This window comes from Chitinophaga rupis (assembly GCF_900109685.1).
Taxonomy (GTDB): Bacteria; Bacteroidota; Bacteroidia; order Chitinophagales; family Chitinophagaceae; genus Chitinophaga; species Chitinophaga rupis.
In genome coordinates this window covers 383,349-406,641 of the sequence record NZ_FOBB01000003.1, presented here as the reverse complement: position 1 = coordinate 406,641, position 23,293 = coordinate 383,349, and the positions used below count along the sequence as shown (strand labels likewise).

The 23,293-nt window shown below is 47.6% G+C and carries 21 protein-coding genes; 10 read left to right on the top strand and 11 right to left on the bottom strand.

The features are described from left to right. Positions 1 to 11 precede the first annotated feature (11 nt). The gene (locus tag BMZ54_RS14795; protein WP_089912924.1) at positions 12 to 1,364 is read right to left on the bottom strand and encodes a UDP-N-acetylmuramate--L-alanine ligase; all 1,353 of its coding nucleotides are present in this window, start codon (positions 1,362 to 1,364) and stop codon (positions 12 to 14) included. Positions 1,365 to 1,708: 344 nt separating this feature from the next. Between BMZ54_RS14795 and ytxJ the strand changes: the two genes are divergently transcribed. Then, positions 1,709 to 2,041, top strand: coding sequence for a bacillithiol system redox-active protein YtxJ (gene ytxJ, locus BMZ54_RS14785; RefSeq protein WP_089912918.1), 333 nt, complete (start codon positions 1,709 to 1,711; stop codon positions 2,039 to 2,041). Positions 2,042 to 2,419: 378 nt separating this feature from the next. Here ytxJ and BMZ54_RS14780 read toward each other — a convergent pair whose 3' ends face one another. Further along, complete coding sequence (locus tag BMZ54_RS14780; RefSeq protein ID WP_089912915.1) at positions 2,420 to 3,004, bottom strand: glutathione peroxidase; 585 nt, start codon at positions 3,002 to 3,004, stop codon at positions 2,420 to 2,422. A gap of 105 nt (positions 3,005 to 3,109) precedes the next feature. On the opposite strand from BMZ54_RS14780, the gene BMZ54_RS14775 reads away from it, so the two are divergent. Together BMZ54_RS14775 and aroQ are read left to right on the top strand one after the other, a co-directional pair. Continuing rightward, a complete protein-coding gene (locus tag BMZ54_RS14775; RefSeq protein ID WP_089912913.1) occupies positions 3,110 to 3,673 on the top strand; it encodes a UbiX family flavin prenyltransferase in 564 nt (187 codons plus the stop codon). Between the two features lie 209 nt (positions 3,674 to 3,882). After that, positions 3,883 to 4,299: a type II 3-dehydroquinate dehydratase gene (gene aroQ, locus BMZ54_RS14770; protein WP_089912910.1), complete on the top strand. Its 417-nt coding sequence runs from the start codon at positions 3,883 to 3,885 to the stop codon at positions 4,297 to 4,299. A gap of 59 nt (positions 4,300 to 4,358) precedes the next feature. On the opposite strand, the gene BMZ54_RS14765 is transcribed toward aroQ, so the two are convergent. Next, positions 4,359 to 4,967 carry a Crp/Fnr family transcriptional regulator gene (locus BMZ54_RS14765; protein ID WP_089912907.1) on the bottom strand — a complete coding sequence of 203 codons (609 nt, stop codon included), beginning with the start codon at positions 4,965 to 4,967 and terminating at the stop codon, positions 4,359 to 4,361. Between the two features lie 198 nt (positions 4,968 to 5,165). On the opposite strand from BMZ54_RS14765, the gene BMZ54_RS14760 reads away from it, so the two are divergent. Further along, positions 5,166 to 6,062, top strand: coding sequence for an SDR family oxidoreductase (locus BMZ54_RS14760; RefSeq protein WP_089912904.1), 897 nt, complete (start codon positions 5,166 to 5,168; stop codon positions 6,060 to 6,062). A 162-nt stretch (positions 6,063 to 6,224) separates the two neighbouring features. Here the strand turns inward: BMZ54_RS14760 and bioB are convergent, their stop codons facing one another. From bioB to BMZ54_RS14735, 5 genes are all read right to left on the bottom strand, one after another. Then, entirely contained in the window at positions 6,225 to 7,217 is a 993-nt protein-coding gene (gene bioB, locus BMZ54_RS14755; protein ID WP_089912901.1) for a biotin synthase BioB, read from the bottom strand. A 153-nt stretch (positions 7,218 to 7,370) separates the two neighbouring features. Further along, positions 7,371 to 8,471 carry a M42 family metallopeptidase gene (locus BMZ54_RS14750; RefSeq protein WP_089914182.1) on the bottom strand — a complete coding sequence of 367 codons (1,101 nt, stop codon included), beginning with the start codon at positions 8,469 to 8,471 and terminating at the stop codon, positions 7,371 to 7,373. A gap of 118 nt (positions 8,472 to 8,589) precedes the next feature. Further along, the gene (locus BMZ54_RS14745; RefSeq protein ID WP_089912898.1) at positions 8,590 to 9,426 is read right to left on the bottom strand and encodes a UbiA family prenyltransferase; all 837 of its coding nucleotides are present in this window, start codon (positions 9,424 to 9,426) and stop codon (positions 8,590 to 8,592) included. Between the two features lie 93 nt (positions 9,427 to 9,519). Further along, positions 9,520 to 11,058, bottom strand: coding sequence for an acyl-CoA carboxylase subunit beta (locus BMZ54_RS14740; protein WP_089912895.1), 1,539 nt, complete (start codon positions 11,056 to 11,058; stop codon positions 9,520 to 9,522). A 144-nt stretch (positions 11,059 to 11,202) separates the two neighbouring features. Beyond that, positions 11,203 to 11,658, bottom strand: coding sequence for a hypothetical protein (locus BMZ54_RS14735; RefSeq protein ID WP_089912892.1), 456 nt, complete (start codon positions 11,656 to 11,658; stop codon positions 11,203 to 11,205). 99 nt (positions 11,659 to 11,757) lie between these two features. Between BMZ54_RS14735 and BMZ54_RS14730 the strand changes: the two genes are divergently transcribed. The 3 genes from BMZ54_RS14730 to BMZ54_RS14720 all read left to right on the top strand — a co-directional run bounded on the left by BMZ54_RS14730 (position 11,758) and on the right by BMZ54_RS14720 (position 15,794). Next, positions 11,758 to 12,741 (top strand): acyl transferase, encoded by a 984-nt coding sequence (locus tag BMZ54_RS14730; protein WP_238386585.1) that lies wholly within the window; start codon positions 11,758 to 11,760, stop codon positions 12,739 to 12,741. 110 nt (positions 12,742 to 12,851) lie between these two features. Beyond that, positions 12,852 to 13,754, top strand: coding sequence for a hypothetical protein (locus BMZ54_RS14725; protein ID WP_143081018.1), 903 nt, complete (start codon positions 12,852 to 12,854; stop codon positions 13,752 to 13,754). Between the two features lie 252 nt (positions 13,755 to 14,006). Then, positions 14,007 to 15,794, top strand: coding sequence for a T9SS type B sorting domain-containing protein (locus BMZ54_RS14720; protein WP_162277550.1), 1,788 nt, complete (start codon positions 14,007 to 14,009; stop codon positions 15,792 to 15,794). Between the two features lie 47 nt (positions 15,795 to 15,841). Here BMZ54_RS14720 and BMZ54_RS14715 read toward each other — a convergent pair whose 3' ends face one another. From BMZ54_RS14715 to BMZ54_RS14705, 3 genes are read right to left on the bottom strand one after another with little or no spacing between them, the layout of a single operon-like run. Further along, positions 15,842 to 16,915: an alpha/beta fold hydrolase gene (locus BMZ54_RS14715; RefSeq protein ID WP_089912883.1), complete on the bottom strand. Its 1,074-nt coding sequence runs from the start codon at positions 16,913 to 16,915 to the stop codon at positions 15,842 to 15,844. A 53-nt stretch (positions 16,916 to 16,968) separates the two neighbouring features. Continuing rightward, positions 16,969 to 17,334: a response regulator gene (locus tag BMZ54_RS14710; RefSeq protein ID WP_089912880.1), complete on the bottom strand. Its 366-nt coding sequence runs from the start codon at positions 17,332 to 17,334 to the stop codon at positions 16,969 to 16,971. Then, entirely contained in the window at positions 17,331 to 18,401 is a 1,071-nt protein-coding gene (locus BMZ54_RS14705; protein WP_162277549.1) for a PAS domain-containing sensor histidine kinase, read from the bottom strand. The genes BMZ54_RS14710 and BMZ54_RS14705 overlap by 4 nt, the downstream gene beginning before the upstream one ends. 559 nt (positions 18,402 to 18,960) lie before the next feature. On the opposite strand from BMZ54_RS14705, the gene BMZ54_RS14700 reads away from it, so the two are divergent. The 3 genes from BMZ54_RS14700 to BMZ54_RS14690 all read left to right on the top strand — a co-directional run bounded on the left by BMZ54_RS14700 (position 18,961) and on the right by BMZ54_RS14690 (position 23,190). After that, a complete protein-coding gene (locus BMZ54_RS14700; protein ID WP_089912874.1) occupies positions 18,961 to 19,647 on the top strand; it encodes a response regulator in 687 nt (228 codons plus the stop codon). A 226-nt stretch (positions 19,648 to 19,873) separates the two neighbouring features. After that, positions 19,874 to 20,680 carry a polysaccharide biosynthesis/export family protein gene (locus BMZ54_RS14695; RefSeq protein WP_089912872.1) on the top strand — a complete coding sequence of 269 codons (807 nt, stop codon included), beginning with the start codon at positions 19,874 to 19,876 and terminating at the stop codon, positions 20,678 to 20,680. Positions 20,681 to 20,793: 113 nt separating this feature from the next. Then, a complete protein-coding gene (locus BMZ54_RS14690) occupies positions 20,794 to 23,190 on the top strand; it encodes a GumC family protein (RefSeq protein WP_162277548.1) in 2,397 nt (798 codons plus the stop codon). Positions 23,191 to 23,293 lie beyond the last annotated feature (103 nt).

Below are 23,293 nucleotides of genomic sequence, written 5' to 3'. Positions count from 1 at the left end.
CTGCTGACTTCCTATTTTATTTTTTCCCACAGCGCACGTACATCCATCCCTTCATAGTCGCCGGAGCTCATGAGCAGCAGGTTGGTATCCTTATACTGCTGTGCATCCAGGAAGGCTTCCAGCTGTGCGCGCTGGTTAAATACGTGCAGGTCTTTCCGGCCAAAACCGGCTGCTATCTGTTCGGGCAGCAGCTCCGGCATACGTTTTATTTCCAGCGCATGTTTGCTGTAAAATACCACGGCTTCATTGGCCGGGTCCATAGCGCCCTGGTACTGATCCATAAAACCGGCATTCAGGCTGCTGTAAGTATGTAATTCCAGTACGGCGATCAGCTTACGGTGCGGGTACTGCTGCTGCAGGGCCTGTATAGTGGCTTTTACCTTGGAGGGAGCGTGGGCAAAATCGCGGTAAACGGCGGTTTGCTTATTCTTACCCACCAGCTCCAGCCTTTTGGCGGCGCCTTTGAAGGTGGCGATGGATTGCAGGAAAGCATCATCTGTGATGCCCAGCTCATTGCAAACCAGGCGGGCGGCATGCAGGTTCAGCAGGTTGTGGTCGCCAAATACCTGCAGGTCGCTGAAACCTTCTTCAAAATACACGCGGGTTACCCCGTTCGTGATCATGTGAATGGGCAGGGTATAGGGCACCAGTTTCAGGTGACGGCCTTCTTTGTCTACCAGCGCGCTCAGCACCTCATCGGTACTATTATATATGAGGATGTGGCCGGGCTCCATTTGCCGGATAAAAATGGCAAACTGTTCGAGGTAATTATCAAAAGTGGGAAATACGTTAATATGGTCCCAGGCAATACCGCTGAGCACAGCAATATGCGGGTGCAGGAAATGGAATTTGGGCCGTTTTTCTATTACGGAAGCCGGGTATTCATCGCCCTCACATACGATCAGCGGGGCATCGGTAATGTTCACCGACTGGGGAAAGCCCTCCAGGCGGGCGCCTACCAGGTAGTCGAACGCCTTTTGCTGTGCCTGCAGCACATGCATGATCATGGCGGTAATGGTGGTTTTGCCGTGGCTGCCGCCTATTACTACCCGTTGCTTTTGCCGGCTTTCCTGGTAAATATATTCCGGGAAGGAATAGATCTTAAGGCCCAGCTCCTGTGCACGTTTTAGTTCCGGATTATCGGCCCGGGCGTGCATACCCAGGATAACGGCATCCAGGCCGGCTGTAATACGATTGGCATCCCAGCCCGTAGAAACCGGTAAAATCCCTACCTTTGCAAGGTTGCTAAGGGCCGGCTCAAATATTTCATCATCGCTGCCTGTTACCTGGTAGCCTTTATGATGCAGCGCAATGGCCAACTGGTGCATAACGCTGCCGCCAATGGCAATAAAGTGAACTTTCATAATTGGACAGTAGGAAGTTTGAAGCAGGATCCAGTGCTAATTTTAATGACAATCAGGATAAACCACTGCTCACACATCTTGTTGTTTTCTTTAATATATTTTTTATATTTGCAAAGTAACGTTACTAAGCACGATTAAAAAAGATTTTATACGCTTTCCCTATGAATTTTCGTTTAAAGATTAAATTTCCAATCATGAGATCTCATGTTAAAATGTTGGGCGTTGCCGGCCTTATTGGTATCTTTGCAGTATTATTTACCTCGTGTGCAACGCATTCGAAGCTGGGCTGCCCGATGAAGATATCGAAATCGGTACCGGCTGAAAAAAGTAAGGAGTGTTAGGAAATGAACTGGAAGACGCTAGACAGCGAATCACAACTAGAACAAATTAAAGCAGCATCGGCCCAGCAGCCGGTGGTTATTTTTAAGCACAGCACCCGCTGTTCCATTAGTTCGATGGTTAAATCCCGGTTAGAGCGCGCCGAAGCGCCCGGAGATGTGGACTTTTACTACCTTGACCTGATCAGGCACCGCAATATTTCCAATAAAATTGCCCAGGATTATGCCGTGGAGCACGAATCGCCCCAGGTATTACTGATCCGCAATGGAGCTTGCGTGTATGACGAAAGCCATAACGGCATTTCGATGGACAGCCTCAAGGAGCTAATTAAGAATTAATAGTTAATAATTAATTGGTGCGGTTGATTGCAGAGCTCTGTGATCGAAGGCATTTTATACCCATAAGTTATTGCATTCATGATCATTTTGGAATGATGTTCATGAATGCTTTTGCATTTTTAGCGGTTGATAGGGTTATAAGGGTTTATCATATTCCTAATTATTCATAGCCATTATTATTTTCATGGCATTCCCGCTTTGAAGGGCAGGCTGTGAACGTTCGCATTGTAAATGGCGCAATCCTTCATCTAGCACCTTCTTCGCTGCGTTCTACTTATTCATAATCATAATTATTTTCAAAGGCATTCCCCGCTGGGCGGGGCAGGCTATGTCCCGCTTTGGCGGGATCGTAATTCGTAATTGATTAATTCGTAATTCTTACCTCAGCGCCGCCAGTACCTCTTCACTTAATGGCGATACTGCGGGTCCGAAATAATACAACAGCACGCCGGAGGCATTTACCACGTACTTGCTAAAGTTCCATTCCGGGGCCTGCTGGTTCCAGCCATTGTAACTCATATCCGACAGCCAGCGGAACACCTGGTTTTGCTGCGCACCCTTTACTACGCTGCTTTTAGCTGCCAGCATAAACGTAACCCCGTAATTGGCCTGGCAAAACTGTGCAATCTCCTTATCCGATCCTTTTTCCTGCTCACTGAAATCATTGGCCGGAAAACCAATGATCACCAGCTCCGGCATTAGCTCCTGCAGCTGTTGCAGCGCTTTATACTGGCCGGTAAAACCGCAGTCGGATGCTGTATTCACCAGCAATAATTTTTTGCCGTTAAACTTGCTCATAGGCACCAGGTTGCCCTGGTTATCAATGATGGTAAGGGATGAAAGCGGTACCGGTGGCCGTTTTCCCGCTTCATTAAACAATGTTTTATTCCTGCTGCCAAACAAGCGGGAGAGGCGCATAATGAGCGGGTATAACTTTTTAAGAAAAGACTGTTTGCCTGTCATGACGGTTATTTGCTGCGGTGAAAAGGATAGCGGTTACAGGCATCATAGCTTGTAATGCTTGTCAATAGCGCAAATTTCCTAGTTTTGCGCTATATATACAAAAGAATGAAGCATCGTATAGTTGTAGCTGTTACCGGCGCCAGTGGTTCCATATATGCCCGCCAGCTTTTGCAGAAACTGCAGGCCGCGGCAGAGCAGATAGATACCGTGGCAGTGGTAATGACGGAGAATGCCAAAACCGTATGGGAAACAGAGCTGGGAAACCAGGACTATGCGCAGCAGCCATTCCGTTTTTATACCCAGCAGGATTTTCATGCGCCTTTTGCCAGCGGATCCGGGCAGTTTAAGACCATGATCATTTGTCCATGTTCCATGGGTACGCTGGGCCGTATTGCTACCGGTGTTTCCAATGACCTTATTACCCGTGCTGCAGATGTGGTGCTGAAAGAGCGCCGTAAGCTGATATGCGTGGTACGGGAAACGCCTTATAACCTGGTGCATCTGCGTAATATGGTAACTGTTACAGAAGCCGGTGGTATTATTTGCCCGGCCACCCCCTCTTTTTACAGCCAGCCCGCTACACTGGAAGCAGTGGCAGCTACGGTTACCGACCGTGTGCTGGACCTGGCGGGGATAGAGTTGGATACGTATAGGTGGGGGAACAGTTAATTACGAATTATTCAATTACGAATTACGAATGGATTGGAGTGGTTGATTGTGGTGGGTGGTTATTTTGATTTATTGTTTGTGTTTTACTGAATATTTTGGGGTTTAATATTGGTAATTGAATAAATCGTAATTAGGTTTATACATCGTTTGCTTTTAATTGTACCTCTGAAGGTTTTGAAGTACACAATTCATAATTCGTAATTCATATCATGCATATTTCAATCATTAACGGGCCTAACCTAAACCTGCTGGGAAAGCGGGAGCCGGGTATTTATGGCAGCGAATCTTTTGAGGATTACCTGGCTACTTTGAAAACCTTGTATCCCACAGTGCAGTTCAGCTATTTCCAAAGCAATGTAGAAGGGGAGATCATTAATCACCTGCATGAGCAGGGTTTTAGCGCTGATGGTATACTGCTTAACGCCGGCGGCTATACGCATACTTCTGTAGCTATACGGGATGCTATTGCAGCTATTAAAACACCGGTGATAGAAGTGCACATCAGCAATGTATATGCGCGGGAAGAGTTCCGCCATACTTCATTAATAGCGCCTAAATGTGTGGGCACTATCTGTGGCTTAGGCATGAAAGGGTATAAGCTGGGAGTGGAGTATTTTTTGAATTGAGATGGTAATACATTTAAATAAACAGGCCGTTCCGGAGGTAATGGAGCGGCCTTTTCTTTTTATTGTTGCCCATTGTCATTAAACTCCTTTTGCCGCTTCAGCTGTGCATGCCGGATACGGCTTAACGTTTCTCTTGACACGCCCAGGTAAGACGCTACCATATGCAGCGGTATGCGCCTGAAAACATCCGGGAAAGAAGTAACAAATTCCTGGTATTTTTCTTCAGCCGTATAGCTGATATTCATGAGTATACGGTTCAGGTTTGCATCGTGGCTGCTGGTTTTCAGCTTCTCTGAATAAGACCTGAATGCAGGAACAGCCTCAAATATTTTATCCATGGTTTCCCGGGACCATAATAGTACTGCCGTATCTTCCAGCGCCTCAATATTATATTTGGATGGCAGCTGGCTATTGTAGCTTTCCGTGTCCAGCATCCAGCCATTTTCAACTGCAAACCGCATATTATATTCCGCACCGTCATCGCCGGTACGGTAGGTTCTTAATAAGCCTTTTATCACAAAGGCCTTAAACCGGCAAACTTCGCCCTCATGCATCAGCAGCTGCCTTCTGCGTAACTTTTTTTCCGTTGCCAGTGAACATATGAGCTTCACCTCATCTTTAGTACAAGCGGTTTCAGAAGTGATAAATCTTTCAAAATTATCTATCATACTTAAAGGTAAGCGTTTAGTGATAAATAGCCGTTCCCAGGCTGTTCTTACTGATTATTCCGGCGGCTGGATACGGCAAAATTAGGTCAAATGACCTCAAAAAGTTGTGTCAAATCTCCTTGCTGAAGGGCCGTCATCATCCCAATTTTGTGACATAATTGGATCGATTACAAATTGTTATTAAAACAGAACAAATCTATGCGTGTTTTTGTCACCGGGGCCACGGGTTTTGTAGGCTCCGCTATTGTACAGGAATTAATAGGGGCGGGCCACCAGGTACTGGGCCTGACCCGCTCAGAGGAAGGGGCTAAATCACTGGCCGCTGCTGGTGCGGCCGTGCACCGGGGCGACCTTACCGACCTGGAAAGCCTGCGCAGCGGCGCAGCTATGTCGGATGGCGTGATCCATACCGCTTTTAACCACGACTTCTCAAAATTCAAGGAAAGCTGTGAAGCAGACCGGCGCATTATTGAGGCGATGGGCGCTGCGCTTGCCGGCTCTGACCGTCCCCTGGTTATTACCTCCGCAATCGGGATCCTTGCCCCTGGCCGCCTGGGGCTTGAAGAAACCCCGGCCAACTCCAGCACTACCGCAAATCCACGGGTGGCTTCTGAGGAGACAGCTGCTGCCGTGGCGGCTACCGGCGTACATGTGTCAATAGTACGCCTCCCGCCATCCGTTCATGGCGATGGTGATCATGGTTTTGTGCCGATGGTTATTGGCGCTGCACGCGAAAAAGGCGTTTCAGCCTATGTAGGCGGAGGCCTTAACCGCTGGCCTGCCGTGCACCGGGTAGATGCTGCCCGGCTTTACCGGCTGGTGCTGGAAAAGGGCGCTGCAGGCGCCCGGTATCACGCGGTGGCTGAAGAGGGTGTGCCCTTCCGGGACATTGCTACTGTAATTGGCCGGCGCCTGAATGTGCCGGTGGTGGCTAAAACCCCTGAGGAGGCTGCCGGCCACTTTGGCTGGTTTGCACATTTCATAGGCCTGGACGTTCCGGCCTCCAGCCAGCGCACCCGGGAACAGCTGGGATGGGAGCCCACAGGCCCCGGGCTGATCGCTGATGTTGATCATGAGCGTTATTTCCGGTCTTAAACAGAGGTCAGCGGCAGCGCCGCTTCCAGGCATCCGGCGAAAGGGCCGGCGCAGACGGCATTTCTATTCAGGCAAGACCCTGAAAAGCTTGCAGCCATCCAAAACGAAAAGAGCACCTGTTACAGGCGCTCTTTTCTATTTTTAGTCATTACATTTTAAATTTTAACAGGCAGCAGCGGTTTCCTTCTCTTCTTTGAAAGCCTCTCTGGCTTTTAATCCCAACAGCTCAAACATCATATGGTCTTCTTCAAAAGAAGGATTTTTTGTGGTCAGCAGCTTCTCACCGGTAAAGATGGAGTTGGCGCCTGCCATAAAGCACAGGGCCTGTTCAGATACGCTCATCTCTGCACGGCCGGCGCTCAGGCGTACCATGGCGCTGGGTATCAGGATGCGGGTAGTGGCTATCATGCGCACCATATCCCAGAACTCTACTTTAGGCATATGCTCCAGCGGCGTGCCTTTTACGCGGGTAAGCGCATTAATGGGCACTGATTCGGGATGCTGGGGCAGATTGCTGAGGGTGTGCAGCATTTTAATGCGGTCCTCATGGGTTTCGCCCAGGCCTATAATACCACCGCAGCATACGCTTACACCGGCTTTGCGCACGTTATCCAGCGTTTGCAGGCGGTCGTCGTAAGTACGGGTGGTAATGATCTCGCTATAATATTCATCTGAGGTATCCAGGTTGTGGTTATAGGCGTACAAACCGGCATCTGCCAGCTTCTTCGCCTGTTCTTCCGTAAGCATACCCAGGGTGCAGCATACTTCCATGCCCAGCTCATTTACACCTTTTACCATATCCAACACACGGTCAAAGTCGCGGTTATCGCGTACCTCGCGCCAGGCAGCGCCCATGCAAAAGCGGGTAGATCCGGCTTCCCGGGCTTTACGGGCATATTCCAGCACGGTATCTTTCTGCAGCAGGCCATGTACTTTAATATCGGTATTATAACGGGCGGCCTGCGGGCAGTACGCACAATCTTCGGAGCAGCCGCCGGTTTTAATGGACAGCAGGGTACAAACCTGTACTTCTGCAGTATCCTGGTATTGGCGGTGTGCGCTGGCAGCGCGGAATATCAGTTCCAGCAGCGGAGTATTATAGATAGCTTTTATTTCTTCAATGGTCCAGTCATGACGGATCTGCACATCTTGCATAAGTATAATATTTAATAGGAAGCAAACGTACGGAAAAAAGCATAAAGCGCAAAGCAGAAAGCAGAAAGCCTGGGCTTAAAGCTGAAAGGATAAAGCATAAGGCTCAATGCATTGGAGCTTTATGCTTTATCCTTTATGTTTTGTGCTTTCTGCTCACAAATATTTAAAATTCGTCTTCGGCGTAATGCTCAGCAGCGTGTGGTAAATGAGCATAATGGTATTCTCAATATCCTCTTTCTTTACCATTTCCACGGTGGTATGCATGTAGCGCAGCGGCAGGCTAATAAGGGCAGAGGGAGTACCATCATTGGAATATGCAAAGGCATCTGTATCGGTACCGGTACTGCGGCTCACGGCATGGCGCTGGAAAGGAATATCGTGCTTCTGCGCGGTTTTAATGATCAGGTCGCGGAGAATGTTATGCACCGCAGGGCCGTAAGTAATGCTCGGGCCATTGCCGCAACGGATCTCGCCTTCCACGTTCTTATTGATCATGGGGGTGGTGGAGTCGTGTGTTACATCCGTAATAATGGCCACATTGGCCTTAATACGTTTGGCTATCATTTCGGCACCCCGCAGGCCTACTTCTTCCTGTACGGCATTTACAATGTACAGGCCAAAGGGCAGCTGCTGCTTATTTTCTTTCAGCAGGCGGGCTACCTCTGCTATCATAAAGCCGCCAATACGGTTATCAATAGCGCGGCAAATAATATAGTCGTAGTTCAGCTCTTCATAACCATCTTCAAAGGTGATCACGCAGCCTACATGAATACCCAGGTCTTCCACCTCTTTCTTGGAGCGGGCGCCGCAATCCAGGAAAATGTTATCCACCTTGGGTTGCGGTTCTTTACCATCCGGATTACGGTTACGGGTATGAATGGCAGGCCAGCCGAAAACGGCTTTTACAATACCTTTTTCCGTATGAATGTTCACCCGTTTGGAGGGCGCTATCTGCTGATCAGAGCCACCATTACGGATCACATAGATCAAACCTTCTGCTGAAATATAGTTCACAAACCAGGAGATCTCATCTGCATGGGCTTCAATCACCACTTTAAAAGGCGCATCCGGGTTAATGATACCTACTGCAGAGCCATAGGCATCTACGATCTGCTCGTCAATATAGGGTTGCATATACTGCAGCCACATTTTCTGACCTTCCTTCTCAAACCCTGTAGGGGAGGGATTGTTCAGGTAATTCTTCAGAAAGGTCATTGATTCTTTGCTCAGTACGGTTTTTTGTTTTTTAGCCATGTTCTGCATGATTATCCGGCAAAAATAGGAAAATACATTTAGCTGTTAGCTTTTGACTTTGAGCTGTTAGCTTTTAGCTATTAGCCTTTAGCAGAACATCATCACCAACGGTCAACCGCTAAAAGCTAATAGCCAGGTGCAGCAGGGCTGAGAACATCATCAATCCATCCAGTACAAAATAGTACATATAGTCGGAGCGGTTATACTTTGCATTCCGGGTAAGCAAACCGGTAATAAGCACCGGCGCCAGTAAGGTACCAATTACGGCCGGCGTTGTAAAAGACCATAGCAGTAAGGCGCTTACAGCTGCCAGCAGCAGGGAGATATAGTATATTAAGAACAGCTGTTTCTCTGAAAGAATAGTGATCAGGCTGCGGATACCTTCTTTTTTATCAGACTCCACATCCCGGTAATCAAACAAAATGCAGATGGCATAGATCAGGAAAAAACGATGCAGCGTAAGATAAATAACGGCCGCAGTAACTGGCGTACCGGCTATGAACACGGGCAGCAGGGTAGTTACGTAGGTCCATACAAAAGTAAGGAACAGTGTTTTGCCAATAGCTATGGTACGCAGCCATACAAAAATGCGTTGCGGCAGCTTGGGCGCTGTGTATAGAAAGGTAAGCACGGCACCGCCGGCCAGCGGCAGCCAGTGTTCCTTTAGCTGCCAGAAAAACCAGAGCGCACCTACCGCGCCTGCCAGGTAAAACACCACCATCAGGGTCCTGTGCCGCGCGCCCCACAGAATGCGCTGCGAGGTAGAGTATTCCGCCGGTGTAAGGTACCAGTGAAAGTTATAGCTGCAAATGGTGGAAAAGAAAACAAAGGCGTTGTACGTGAAATAGTCGTAATGCAATCCCAGCAGCGCATTGGTTTGCCATACCATTAATACTGCGCACAGGGAAATATAGATAGAGCTGAAAAGTAAAAAATTAAATACTGAGCGTAACATAGTTAATGTGCCGGTGTGTAAATATGCAGATGTGCAGATTATAGCGCAAAGTTATATTTCATTTGCACATTTGCATACCTGCACATTTGCACATTATAAAGGAATATTCCCGTGTTTTTTCCTTGGCATGTTCACCACTTTATTCTCCAGCATTTTAAAGCCTTTCATTAGCTTAATACGGGTTTGGTCCGGCATGATCACTTCATCAATATACCCCTTTTCTGCAGCCAGGTAAGGATTGGCAAACCGTTCTGTATAATCTGCCACCAGTTCATTCATACGCGCTTCCGGATCTGCGGCGGCATCTATTTCCCGTTTAAAAATGATCTCTACCGCACCTTTAGGGCCCATTACTGCTATTTCTGCCTGCGGAAAAGCAAAGTTCAGATCAGCGCCAATATGTTTGGAGTTCATTACGCAATACGCGCCGCCATAGGCTTTGCGGGTGGTAACGGTTATTTTGGGCACTGTTGCTTCACTCAATGCATACAACAATTTAGCGCCGTTGGTGATAATGGCATTCCATTCCTGGTCTGTACCCGGTAAAAAGCCCGGCACATCTACCAGCACTAACAGCGGAATATTAAATGCATCGCAGAAGCGGGTAAAGCGCGCGCCTTTTACAGAGGCGTGTATGTCAAGCACACCGGCCAGGTGCGCGGGCTGGTTGGCTACAATGCCTATGCTGCGGCCACCTATCAGCGCAAAGCCTACAATAATGTTCTCTGCAAAACCCTGGTGTACTTCAAAAAAGCTATCGGTGTCGGTGATCTGTGCAATCACCTCCTTCATATCATAGGGCTGGTTGGGATGTTCGGGAATAATGCTGTTCAGCGCTTCCCGGTTCTCATCTGCCGGCTCGTAGGGGTATACCGGCGCATCTTCCTCACAGTTCTGCGGCACATAACTTAACAGGCGCTTTATATATTGTATACATTCTACTTCATTATTACAGGCAAAGTGTGTAACGCCGCTTTTGGTGGCGTGTGTTTGCGCGCCGCCCAGCTCTTCGGCCGTTACTTCTTCATGCGTAACGGTTTTTACTACATTGGGCCCTGTTACAAACATGTAAGAGGTTTGCTCCACCATCAGTATAAAATCTGTAATGGCAGGGGAGTATACCGCGCCGCCGGCACAGGGGCCCATTACCGCGGATATTTGCGGTATTACGCCGGATGCGCGGGTGTTGCGGTAAAAGATATCTGCATAGCCACCCAGGCTTACCACGCCTTCCTGTATGCGCGCGCCGCCGCTGTCATTTAAACCTATCATGGGCGCACCGTTCTGCATAGCCAGGTCCATCACCTTGCAGATCTTGCGGGCATGCGGTTCTGATAAGCTGCCGCCATACACGGTAAAGTCCTGGGAAAACACGTATACCAGCCGGCCATGAATGGTGCCGTAACCGGTTACCACCCCATCGCCCAGGAATTGCTCCTGTTCGGCGGTAAGGCCGCGGTTGCGGTTAGCCACCAGCATGTCCAGCTCCTCAAAAGAGCCTTCATCCAGCAGCAGCTGCAGTCTTTCGCGGGCAGTTAGCTTACCCTTTTTATGCTGGGATGCTATACGGGCTTCGCCGCCGCCCAGGGCTGCTTCCGCTATCTTATTCTGTAGTTGTACCGTTTTATCCATACGTGTATTTGTTTGCTATGGCGTGCAGCTGCAGGTACGTTCTCCTGTAAAACCGCCAGCCTTTAAAAAGTGGGTAAAGCTAAAAAATAAAAGGATTCCCGTAAAAAAGGAATCCTTTCACAAACTACGTGAAATATTTTGGAACTAATTTTTCAGTATTGCCAGCTTGGGAGTGGTAATGGTATCGCTGCTATGTCCTTCATCATCCACTATAAACACCTGCATGCGCAGGCTATCCGGTTTGGTATTGGGATCATAGAACTTAAAATCGGATGCCAGCAGGGTATAAATTACTTCCGCATCTACTTTACTGCCTTTGTGGGCGCCTATATTGGGCATTTGCCGGGGCTCAAAAACAGAGTCTTCCAATGTGGAGGGATCACTGTCTAAAATTATGCGGAAATTGAATTTGTTCTGAATGTCCCCGTCGCCGTCTGTAACCTGGAAAGTAGCGTCAAACTGATCTACCAGGCTGTCAACAATAAAAGGGATAGAATAAGACTTGAAGGTTATCGTTGGTTTGGTACCTGATCCGCCATCCTTTGAACAGGCCATGAAAATCAGGCAAACTACCGTGGATAATAAAAGTATTTTCTTCATATAACAAACGTACGTTAATTTATTTATATTAATAACGCGTTTTGCCTGCCTTTTGTTACCTGAGCTGCCGTAACTTTGTGCGGTTTTTAAAAGTGATACATGAACGGTAACATACCGGTACCCGATTTTAATATGCAGGCGGCAGACCTTATCCCCGCCGCGCTGGAGCTATTCCGTTACCAATACCGGCACAATGCCCTGTACCAGGCCTATACAGATGCCCTGCATATACAGCCGCAGCATGTACAAACCCTTACGGATATTCCTTTTTTACCCATACAGTTCTTTAAAACGCATGCCGTGGTATGCGGGCAGTTTGAACCGGAATTAGTGTTTGAAAGCAGCGGTACTACGCAAACCATTAACAGCCGTCACCTGGTAAAAGATGCCAGCTTGTATGAACGCAGTTTTATAACGGCCTTTGAGCAGTTTTACGGCCCGGTAACGGATTATGTGGTAGTGGGTTTGCTGCCTTCTTACCTGGAACGTAAACACTCATCGCTGGTAGTAATGGTGCAGGAAATGATACGCCGCAGCGGCCATGCCGGCAGCGGGTTTTACCTGTATGAGCATGAAAAGCTGTATGCCCAGCTGCAGGAGCTGGAAGCCCGCGGGCAAAAGGTGCTGCTGATAGGTGTAACCTTTGGCCTGCTGGACTTTGCAGAAAAATACCGGCTTTCCCTGCAGCATACCATTGTAATGGAAACCGGCGGTATGAAAGGCCGGCGGGAGGAGTGGACCCGCGAGCAGGTGCATGCCTTTTTACAGGAAAGGCTAGGCGTAAGCGCGGTGCATGCGGAATATGGTATGACGGAGCTGCTGTCGCAAGCCTACTCTTACGGCAAGGGCATTTTTAATACCCCGCCCTGGATGAAGATATTGCTGCGCGATGAAAACGACCCTTTCCAGCTGTTCACCACGCAGGCTGCCGGCGTAATAAATGTAATAGACCTGGCCAACGTATATTCGTGCGCGTTCATTGCTACAGAAGATATTGGCAGGCTGCATGCAGATGGCAGCTTTGAAGTGCTGGGCCGCCTGGATAATTCCGCGCTGCGCGGCTGCAGCCTGATGGTGAGCTGACCGCAGGTTACCCCGGGGGATGGCAATGGCGCCATGGGCATTGGAGGTGATTTAATCAGCATTACATTTTATATTTTTATAATTTGTATCTTGCCTCCTGAAATATTCCTATGAAAAAGCCGCTACTCTTGTTGATATGGTTAACCATCTGCTGCGTTCCCGTGCAGGCCCAGTGGTTAAAGAAAATGACGGATAAAATAAAAGGCACTAAAAGCACCACCGAAGTACCTGCCGATAATGAAACCGCCCATGCAAAAGCTGAAGGAGAGGAAGAAGGGGAGGGCGATCCGCTGAAAGCGGCAGCTGCGCATAAACCCGATCCATCCCTGGTCATTGGCGGCGATGATGCAGTAACCATTGACTCTACTTACGAATTTGATGTAGCCGTGTACCAGGAAAGCACTGCCCTGCAGGGTAACCAGGTAATAGCAGATGGCGGGCAGGATATTGTGATCTACTACAGCAGCAAGGCCCCGCAGTTCAGCATACAAATGCTTAGCAAAAGCACTTCTGCACGTTATCACTTTTATGCAGATTTTCAGCGGGAATCACAGCTAAGCATTACCGCTATTAATAAAGTAGCCAGCGGTGATAAAGAAAAGCTGGACCTGGAAAATATGGAACCTGTATTTCCCGGTGAAACCGGCTACCTGAGCCAGCTTATAAAAACCGGCGCCAAAAAGGTAGTGGCCGGTGTGGCCTGTGAAGAATATGTAGCGCAGAACACAAAAGATGATCCCCGTGTAAATGCAAAGGGCACCAATCATTCCCTTATTACCGCGCATGTATGGATCCCTATGGAACCGCATACCCTGTTCCATGCCTATGGCTTAATACCGGATAAGTACAAGATCCAGATTGAGAAAATGCGCATTGAAGGATCTTATGCGCCCGTGGTATTACCGCTGGAAATGTACCTGGACTATGGTAATGGCGACCGCGTGTATACCACCACTACCGAGATTATAACCGGCGAACCACGCAAAGTAAATATTGCCGACATTAATAAATAACATTCCCTGCAAAGCCCGCCAGTAGCGCTTTTTAAGAAAATCTTAACATATTAGCCCCTGTTTTTACTGGAAGTAGTAAATACTCCCCTATCCGTTTATTTGTACTTTTATCGGATTCATTATTCCCATTCAACGGGAGCACAACATTAGAGAAGAGCGGTTTAAGCCGCCATAACCATATTACCTGAGCAATTTGCTGTTGTACAGTGAATGATTACCGCACCCTGTTGTAAAGGGCGCATACCAATCTTTATGGAAAATCGTAACCTATGCATTATCGCACTGCTGTTCCTGTTGCTTATTGGCATTACGCTGCCACTGTGCGCACAAAATATACCGCTGCAAAATCCATCTATGGAAGGCACACCTTCCGGGAAAGATGTGGTACCGCATGGCTGGTATAAAATAAGCGGCACGCCGGATGTGCAGCCAGGCATGTTTTCAGTTACGCTGCCTCCGGTTGACGGGCAGCATTATATAGGTATGCATAGCGGCCCTGATAAGGTAGAAGGTATTGCACAGGTGCTGAAAAGCCCTCTGAAAGCAGGTTTACGTTATACTTTATCATTGAACCTTGCCTTTGTAACCGTTTATTCTTTTTACACCTGTTATGGCAACCTGGCTATTTTCGGGGGCAGCAGCCCAAAGGATACAGCAGAAATGTTATGGTCGTCCGGGCCATTTACCCACCAGAACTGGAAAGCCTATACCGCGGTTTTTACCCCGCATAAAGATTATAAATACATTTCCCTGTGGGCATACCCTACACTGCCCTGCAATAAAAGTAAGGTAGGTGTGGCTGTGCTGATCGATGGCCTGTCAAAGGAAATTCAGCAAGCGGTAGTTACGGAAACGCACAGCACATCCTCCTGTAATAACAGCAATACCGGCACTGCTTCCATTAAGATCACCGGCGGGCAGGCGCCTTATGATTATACCTGGAGCCCCGGTAACTACAAAACAGCCCGTGTTACCGGCCTTGCGCCAGGCAGCTACCAGGTAACGGCCAAAGCCGCTAACGGGCTGGTGGTGCAAAAGCAGGTAACAGTACCCGGCTCCGGCTTTACTGCAGATGCGAAAGTAGCCACCTCCTCCTGTTACAGTGATAACCAAAGCCAGATCAATATTACTGCAGCCGGGGGCGTACCGCCTTATGTTTATTACCTGAACGGCGACTCTTCCCATACGCCGGCCTTCCGGCAGGTAGCGCCCGGCCCATACCAGCTGGTAGTGCAGGACCAGCAGCTGTGTGCAGATACCTTTGCATTAAACGTACAGCCTCCGCCGCCTATATCCACCCAGGTAGCCGTAACACCGGCCATTTGTAAAAATGATAGCAGCGGGCAGCTTGTGCCGCATGTACAGGGCGGTACGCCGCCTTTCACCTACCGGCTTGGTAACGGCAGCTGGCAGGCAGACAGCGTATTCAGCAACCTGGCTGCCAACACCTATCATTATGAAGTGATGGATAACAACCAATGCAGCTTTAGCGGTACCGCTGCCGTACCGGTGGATGCAGAGCGGCTGCCCGTGGTAAAGGTGGCCATGGTGCCGGCCAGCTGCAGCGGCGCTAATAACGGGCAGCTGATACCGCAGGTACAGCAGGGAGGTATACCACCATTCTCTTACCGGCTAAATGGCGGCCCCTGGCAAACAGACAGTGTGTTTGCCAACCTGCCGCCGGGTAATTATGCGTATGAAGTAAAAGACCAGAGTGTATGCACCGTAAGCGGTACAGTGGCCGTAACCTCGCCCTATAATAACTGTACGTTAATAATGCCCACAGCCTTTAGCCCTAATGGCGACGGGAGTAATGATGTGTTCCGGCCAAAGGTGTACGACAACATCAGCCAGTACCACATCCGCATTTTTAACCGCTGGGGTATGGTGATCTATGATGGTAATAACTGGCAAACCGGGTGGGATGGTACCTATAAAGGCGCTGCGCAGGACCAGCAGACCTATGTTTATATATGTACCTATACGGACGGTAGAAATGCCCACCAGGAGCTTAAAGGTACGGTTACGCTTATACGTTGATTTTTTTCTACACTCTGGTACAGACACAGCAATATTCTCCCCACCCGCTACTGTTGAGTTAACCGAAGTAGTTCCTGCAGGTAATTATTCCATATGGCAGGCATTGAGTTGGTGCCATGCCCTGATGTGCGGGCGGTAAGCGGTAATAAAATATACCGCCCCTTTGCTACCTTTTTTATTTCCCGCTCCATGATGCCCAGTTCCGGCGGGTTAATTTCGTCGTCTGCAGAATTAACTGCAAATACCGTGGCTTTTATTTTTGACAGGTAAGGCGCAGGGTTATAGTTGCGGGAAGCTTCCAGTGCATAGATCACATCATTTGCATCCAGGGAGTGCAGGTTACCTTCCCTTATTTTAGCGGCCATAGCATCTGCCTGCTCCCGGGTAGGGGCGCTTTCCTGCAGGTGCAGGGGGCTGCTGTTCATGAAGAAGAAGGAGGAGGTAGCGCCCGCAAGGCCCATTACCGGCTGGGAAGTATAGTTGCCATGGTTCCAGGCAGGGTCCATTTCAATAAGGTCTATAGCCATTTTCCGCATTATGCGGTTACGGCCGGCAATTTCAGCCGGTGCGCTGGCCAGGGGCATCAGGGCATCTGCAAAACCGGGCCAGGTATAACCCCATACCCAGGCGTGCATGGCACCCATAGAAGTGCCCAGTATTAACCGTAAGTGGTTTACGCCCAGGTGTTGGGTAAGCAGCAGGTGCTGGGCTTTCACCATATCGTTATAGGTATATTTTGGGAACTGCATGCGCAGGCCGTCGCTGGGCCGGCTGGACTTGCCGTGGCCAATACCATCTGCCAGTATAATAAAGTATTTGGTGGCATCCAGCAGCTGGCCGGGGCCAAACAGCTGGCCTGCAAACTGGGGGCTCAGGAAGTTGTGTGCCGCGGAGCTGGTGCCGTGCAGTATGAGCACTGCATTTTTTACAACCCCGTTCGGGTCCTTTTGCGGGGCGCCCAGGGTATAATAATGCAGGCGCAGGCTATCCAGCTGCTCTCCGCTTTCAAATATAAAGTTACGGGTAAGGTAAGTGCCTTGTGTAGGTGTGGGATAGTTATGCTGTGCGTTTACACTGAGGGTAACGCATAGCAGGGCTGCCAGCAGGGATGTGTATTGCATAATAACCTGGGTAAGCTCCCAAAATAATACATATTCTTATCCGCAGGGGAGGATCAGTGAATGAATTTCTTGATAATAGCGTGCAGGTTCTTAAAAACAAAGGGCTTGGTCACATAACCGTCTGCGCCTTTTTGCAGGGCCATGTCTATTTCTTCTATTTCGGTTTTGGCGGTAAGCATAATTACGGGAATGTTACAGAGGGTTACATCCTGCTTAAACTGCTCCAGCATATCGTACCCGTTCAAAACAGGCATATATATGTCGCTGATCACCAGGTCGGGGTGGTTCAGGCGGGCCTGCTGCACGCCTTCTGCGCCATTAGCTGCCACTATTACAGTGTACTGGTATAGTTCCAGCAGGCTTTTAAGCGTATCCGACAGGGTGGGCTTATCTTCTATGAGCAGAATGGTCCTATTCATGCCTGGGCCGTAATTTCCGGCGGGTATTTAAATACAATGGTAAATGAGGTTCCTTTATTCTCTTCACTTTCAACAAGGATGGTGCCGTTGTTCCTTTCAACAAAGTCTTTGACAATGGAAAGCCCCAGGCCGGTGCCTTCAATACCATCCACATTGCTGCCGCGGTAAAAGGAGTTGAACAGGTAGGGAATATCCTGCGGGGGAATGCCTACGCCCTTATCCATTACCCTGATCACCAGCTTGTTCTTCAGGAACTGCAGTTTCAGCACCGGATTATCGGTGGAGTATTTAAAGGCATTGCCGACCAGGTTGGTAAAGATCTTGGACAGCTGGTTCTTATCGGCATATATTTTACGGGGGGCGCCGGATACCTGTACGTTCAGCACCCGGTCGTCCTTGCGTTCGGAAAAGTATTGGTATTTAATATCGGCGATCACCTGCTCCACATCCACCGCCTGTTTTTTGATCTCTATATTATTAGATACAATGGTGCTGAGGGTCAGGATCTCATCGAGCATGGTATTGAGTTTAAATATTTCGGAGGAGATCTTGGAAATGTTGTGCTGGTAGAACGGGTTCAGCAGGTTATCCATCTGCAGCTTGGTTTCCAGCAGGTCTATGGTAGAGGAGATGGCTGTTAGCGGTGTTTTAAATTCGTGGGAGGCCATGGAAATGAAGTTGGATTTCATTTCATGGAGGGATTTTTCCTTTTCAAGGGACTGGATCATGGATAATTCTTTGGTTTTTCGGGCACTAATGTCAATAATAGTAAATACGTTGTATTGATCCTTGCCTTGCATTACTGTTGTAGTGGTTACCTCCAGCCATAGATGCGTATTTTTACCGGGGATAGGTTGCCTGGTTTCAAAAGTGGTACCGTTTCCTTCAGTCTGGCAAATGTCATGTAAAATTATCTTAATATCTGATAACAATACTTCCCTTTTCGTGTTAATTAATTGTTTAAAAAGCGCCTTCGCCGCTTCATTGGCGTATATAACCTGGCTTTGCGGGTGCTGCTGCACCACAACAGGGCAGGGGAGTGTACCTATGAGCAGGTCGTATGGCATGATAATTGACTGTTGAGGTTTCATTTTTCAGACATGGCTAATTACATGCCCGAAAATAAAGTAAACATTTGAAACCATACAGTTAGAAGAAAGCATGGTTTCCGGTTATCACTTAAATAAGTAAGAATTTGTTTTTTTATTTTTTAGATGGAAGACGATGGAAGGGAATTGATACAGACGCTATTATTATTCAAGTAAATCAAACATGCACATAAAATGTTAATGTGTATGTAGCATTTAAGGTCATAACCAACAAATCAGGCACACAGATTGCATCAAACAGGAGAAAGAACGAACTACTTATGCCAGTAATATCAAAAAAAGAGCAGTGCACATCATTTCGTAATAAGGTGAACAGTTTTTAACAACAGTAAGTCAAATGTAATTTTTTTTAATAAGAGGATAACCTTGCAATAGTATAAAACTTAACGTATAATTAATACAGTTTCAAGGTTATGTGAATTTGATGTTTTTTCTTTGAGAATTAGGCTTTATCTTTGACTTATATTATTGAAAAACCATATCGATTAAGTCCATACCAATTGTTACCCTTATTACGATGATCAATATTGGAATCATAGAGGACAACCATTTTCAGCTGAACAATTACAAGGAGTTCCTGGAGGATTTTCAGGAATGTAAGGTAGTGTTTGCCTGCAAATCAATGGAGGAGTTTAAGGCGTTGCCTTTTAAGAATCCGGATGTAAAGGTTATACTACTGGACATTTCCCTGCCTGGCGAATCCGGCATACAAGGTATGCAGGAGCTAAAGCAAACCTACCCGGAAGCCAAGATCATTGTGCTTTCCGGCCATGATGGCAAACAGTACGTGATTGAATCTATTAAGAAAGGGGCCAGTGGTTATATAATAAAGACCAGCCGCCTGATGGAGATCTATCACTCTATACTGGATACCGTAAACCAGGGGGGCACTTTATCGCCCAAGGCAGCGCACCTGCTGATCAGCTACATTAATAAAGATCCGCTGGAGAATATAAAGCATAAGCTTACCAAGCGGGAATATGAGCTGCTGGCGCTTTTGAAGGAGGGATTCTCTTATAAGGAAATGGCCGATAAACTTTTTGTAACGGTATTCACCGTGAACCAGCACCTGAAAAAGATCTACCAGAAATTAAATGTGGCCTCCAAGTCAGAGTTAATTTCAAAGATCTGGTCCAACAATCTTTTTAGCTGGTTTGTGGCAATGATATCGGGCGCTTCAATGATAAATTTAATATTTATTTAATGCAAGCGGGGTGCGGTTTTGGCGCACTACTTTAATAAGTAATGAGGTATCACCTGAAGGTTGTATTTATACTTCAGTAAGTAGTTGTAAGCAGGGGCATGTTGAAGTAATATTGTAGCGTGAAATAATGATCGTGATGTGATGTTAACAACAGTGATGAACAATGATGCCTCTGCCCCTCATGCAATCTTAAACATGTAAAGCTTTAAACAACATAAACATTAAAATGTACCTGAGAACGGAATCCAGTTTAAAATTGCTTGTTGTAGGGTTAATGATCGTTAGTTTTTTATTTGCATCGTGCAGTACGCCGCAGCATACACTTTATTTACAAGACATACGGGATACTACAATAACAGTAAACGGGAATTTTGAACCGCTGATACAAAAAAATGACGTGCTGCAGATCACTGTAAGCAGTCTGAATCCGGAGGACGCTGTTATTTATAATGCGTCCAATACAGTAGCACCGTCCGGCGGTGGCGGCGCTTCATCGGGGAATACGGCTTCTTTAGGCGGTTTCCTGGTAGATCAGCAGGGGCTAATACAGTACCCGGTGCTGGGGCCTGTTAAAGCAGAAGGTTTGACCAAGAAAGGGCTTACCGATTATATACGCGATCAGCTGGTGCAGCGTAAGCTGCTGGTAGATCCGGTAGTAAGCGTACGTTTTCTGAACTATAGGGTAACGTTGCTGGGAGAGGTAACAAGACCCACCGTAGTGAATGTAACAAACGAGAAAATTTCTATACTGGAGGCAATTGGGATGGCAGGTGATATTACCATATATGGTAAGAAAGAGAATGTGCTGCTGATCAGGGACCAGGAAGGTCAACGGGTCATCAAAAGGTTGAACCTGAATGACAAAAATATCCTGAACTCCCCCTACTATTACCTGCAATCAAATGATGTAGTTTATGTTGAGCCTAACAAGGCAAAACAGTTTAGCGGTGAAAAAAGCCGCGTAGTATTACCCATTGTTTTCAGCGGCTTGTCACTGATGGTGATCATACTTGACAGGCTTATACTGAACTAGAACGCCGCCATTTATTGGCAGCAACCCGGAAGACCAGACCATATTCATGCGAAACCATATCGAGATTGTTTTTTAAAATTGAATAAACCAATTTGATGAGGCCTGGAACAAACATGCAACATTCAAACCGACGTGCGCAACAACAGGAGGAACAGGTTGATCTGATGGCATTGATCAGACAAAGATACCTGCCCTACTGGCCGCTGTTTTTACTATCGGTGATCATAGCGCTTACCATAGCGTTTGTTTACCTCCGTTATACAACGCCTGTATATTATGTATCTGCTACCTTGCTGGTAAAAGATGAAAAAACAGGAATTGATGAAGCAGACATTCTGCAATCCCTGAACATCGGAGGCTCCAAAAAAGTAATTGACAATGAAATTGAGATTATAAAATCCCGAACACTGGCCAGGGCTGTGATCCGTAACCTGAACCTGTTTGCAGAAGTATCTGTAAAAGGTAAGGTAAGGGACATCGTAGCTTATGATGCCAGCCCCGTAAGATTTAAATTCCTGGAGCCGGATTCTATAAAACCCATGGCATATACCATACTTCCTATGGTTTATGATGCCCCCCACCAGCGCGTAATATTGGGTAAAAAGGCCTATCCTTTATATGATACTGTTTCTACCCAGTGGGGAAAAATGGTGATCACACCCAAGCCCGGCAAGCCTGTGGATATTACCGGTAAAATCTACACCGTACGTATAGCCGGTGAAAAGATACTGGCAGGTTTATTACAAAGCAGCCTGAAAGTAGATCCCACCACCAAGGCAGGTACTATTATTTCCCTGGGCTACAGCGATGAAGTGCCGGAGCGGGGTGAAGATATTCTGAATGAGCTGGTACGGGTATATAATAATGCCTCTATAGAAGATAAGAACCGCACCTCTTCCAACACCATGGCTTTTGTAGATGACCGCCTGCGTATTGTGAACCAGGAATTAAGCCAGGTAGAATCACAGGTAGCCACTTTTAAAAAGCAGCAGGGGATAGTAGATATTTCCGAGCAAAGCAAATTGTTCCTGGAAAGCGTTTCTGAAAATGACCGCAAGCTGGCCGAAAGCAATATGCAGCTTTCCGTGCTGGATTCTATAGAACATTATGTGGCAGGCCGCAAAGAGGGTGAAAGCACGGTACCGGCTACACTGGGTTTATCGGACCCTGTGATGCTGGAGCTGGTAAGCAAACTTTCTGAAACGGAATTGCAGCTGGAAAGACTGCGCAAAACCACCGGTGAGAATAGTCCCTTACTGGAAAGCCTGCGCCGCCAGGAAGCACAGCTGAAACCCGCCATACTGCAGAACGTCCGTAACCTGCGCTCCAATACACTGGCGGGCCAGGCAAGGCTGCAAATGGAGAACAGCCGCTATAACGGCATGCTGAGAGGCGTACCGGAAAAAGAGAAAGCCTTTGTTGAGGTAAGCCGTCAGCAGGAAATAAAGAATAACATTTATACTTTCCTGTTACAGAAGCGGGAGGAAACAGCCGTAGCATCTGCTGCTGCCGTATCCGACAGCCGTATCGTAGATGCGGCAGAAGCGCTGGCCATTCCAATAAGCCCCAAGAAACCACTGGTACTTGCCATAGCGGTATTTGCAGGACTGGCTTTTATTGCGGCCCTTATTACCTTGCGGGATATGATGAAGCGGGAGGTAACCTCACGCGCAGAAATAGAAAAAGCTACGCAAGCGCCAATTCTGGCAGAGATATTGCAGGATGTGAACAAGCAACCGATAGTGATAGCTGAAGGTAAACGCAGTTATGTGGCAGAACAGTTCCGCACCTTACGTACGGCACTCTCTTACATAGGGCTGAATAACCTGAACGGTTCCTTAAACGGCAATGGCACTAACGGGAGTTCCCACCGTAAAACATTATTGGTAACATCATCCATTTCAGGCGAAGGTAAAAGCTTCGTATCCGTTAACCTGGCTACCAGCTTATCACTGGTAAAGAAAAAGGTAGCCCTGCTGGAGTTTGACCTGCGCAAACCGCAGATCAGCAAAATGCTGGGCGTGTCCAGAGAACCGGGTATTAGTAATTACCTGGTAGGACAGGCGGAAATAGCAAGCATACTGCAACCTGTTCCCGGTAACGAGTATCTCTTTATACTGCCGGCAGGTGCAATACCACCTAATCCCACAGAACTCATATTAAATGGTCAGCTGGAAAAGCTGATCACTAACCTGAAAGCACGTTTTGACTATGTGATCATTGATACGGCCCCCGTTGGTCTGGTTACAGATGCGCGGCTGCTGGCTACCTATGCCGATGCTACGCTGTATGTAGTCCGCCACCAGGTAACGCCCAAGCTGTACCTGAAAATGGTGAACGAGCTGTATCAGAGTAAAGAGCTGGGTAACCTGAACTTAGTGTTCAACGGTATTCAGCCGCGGGGTGTAACGGGTTACGGACCTAACGGGTATGGCTATGGTTATGGCTATATTGAAGATGCAAAAGGTACCCGCCGTAAACAATTTTTGAAAGGGATTTTTAACATATAATAACAACGGGTGTAAAAGCGGGATCCAGGATCTATATCCTGTTCCTACATCCGGAATGTAAGAGCGGCGGGATCTACCTGCTGCAAAAGTTAAAACCACCCGG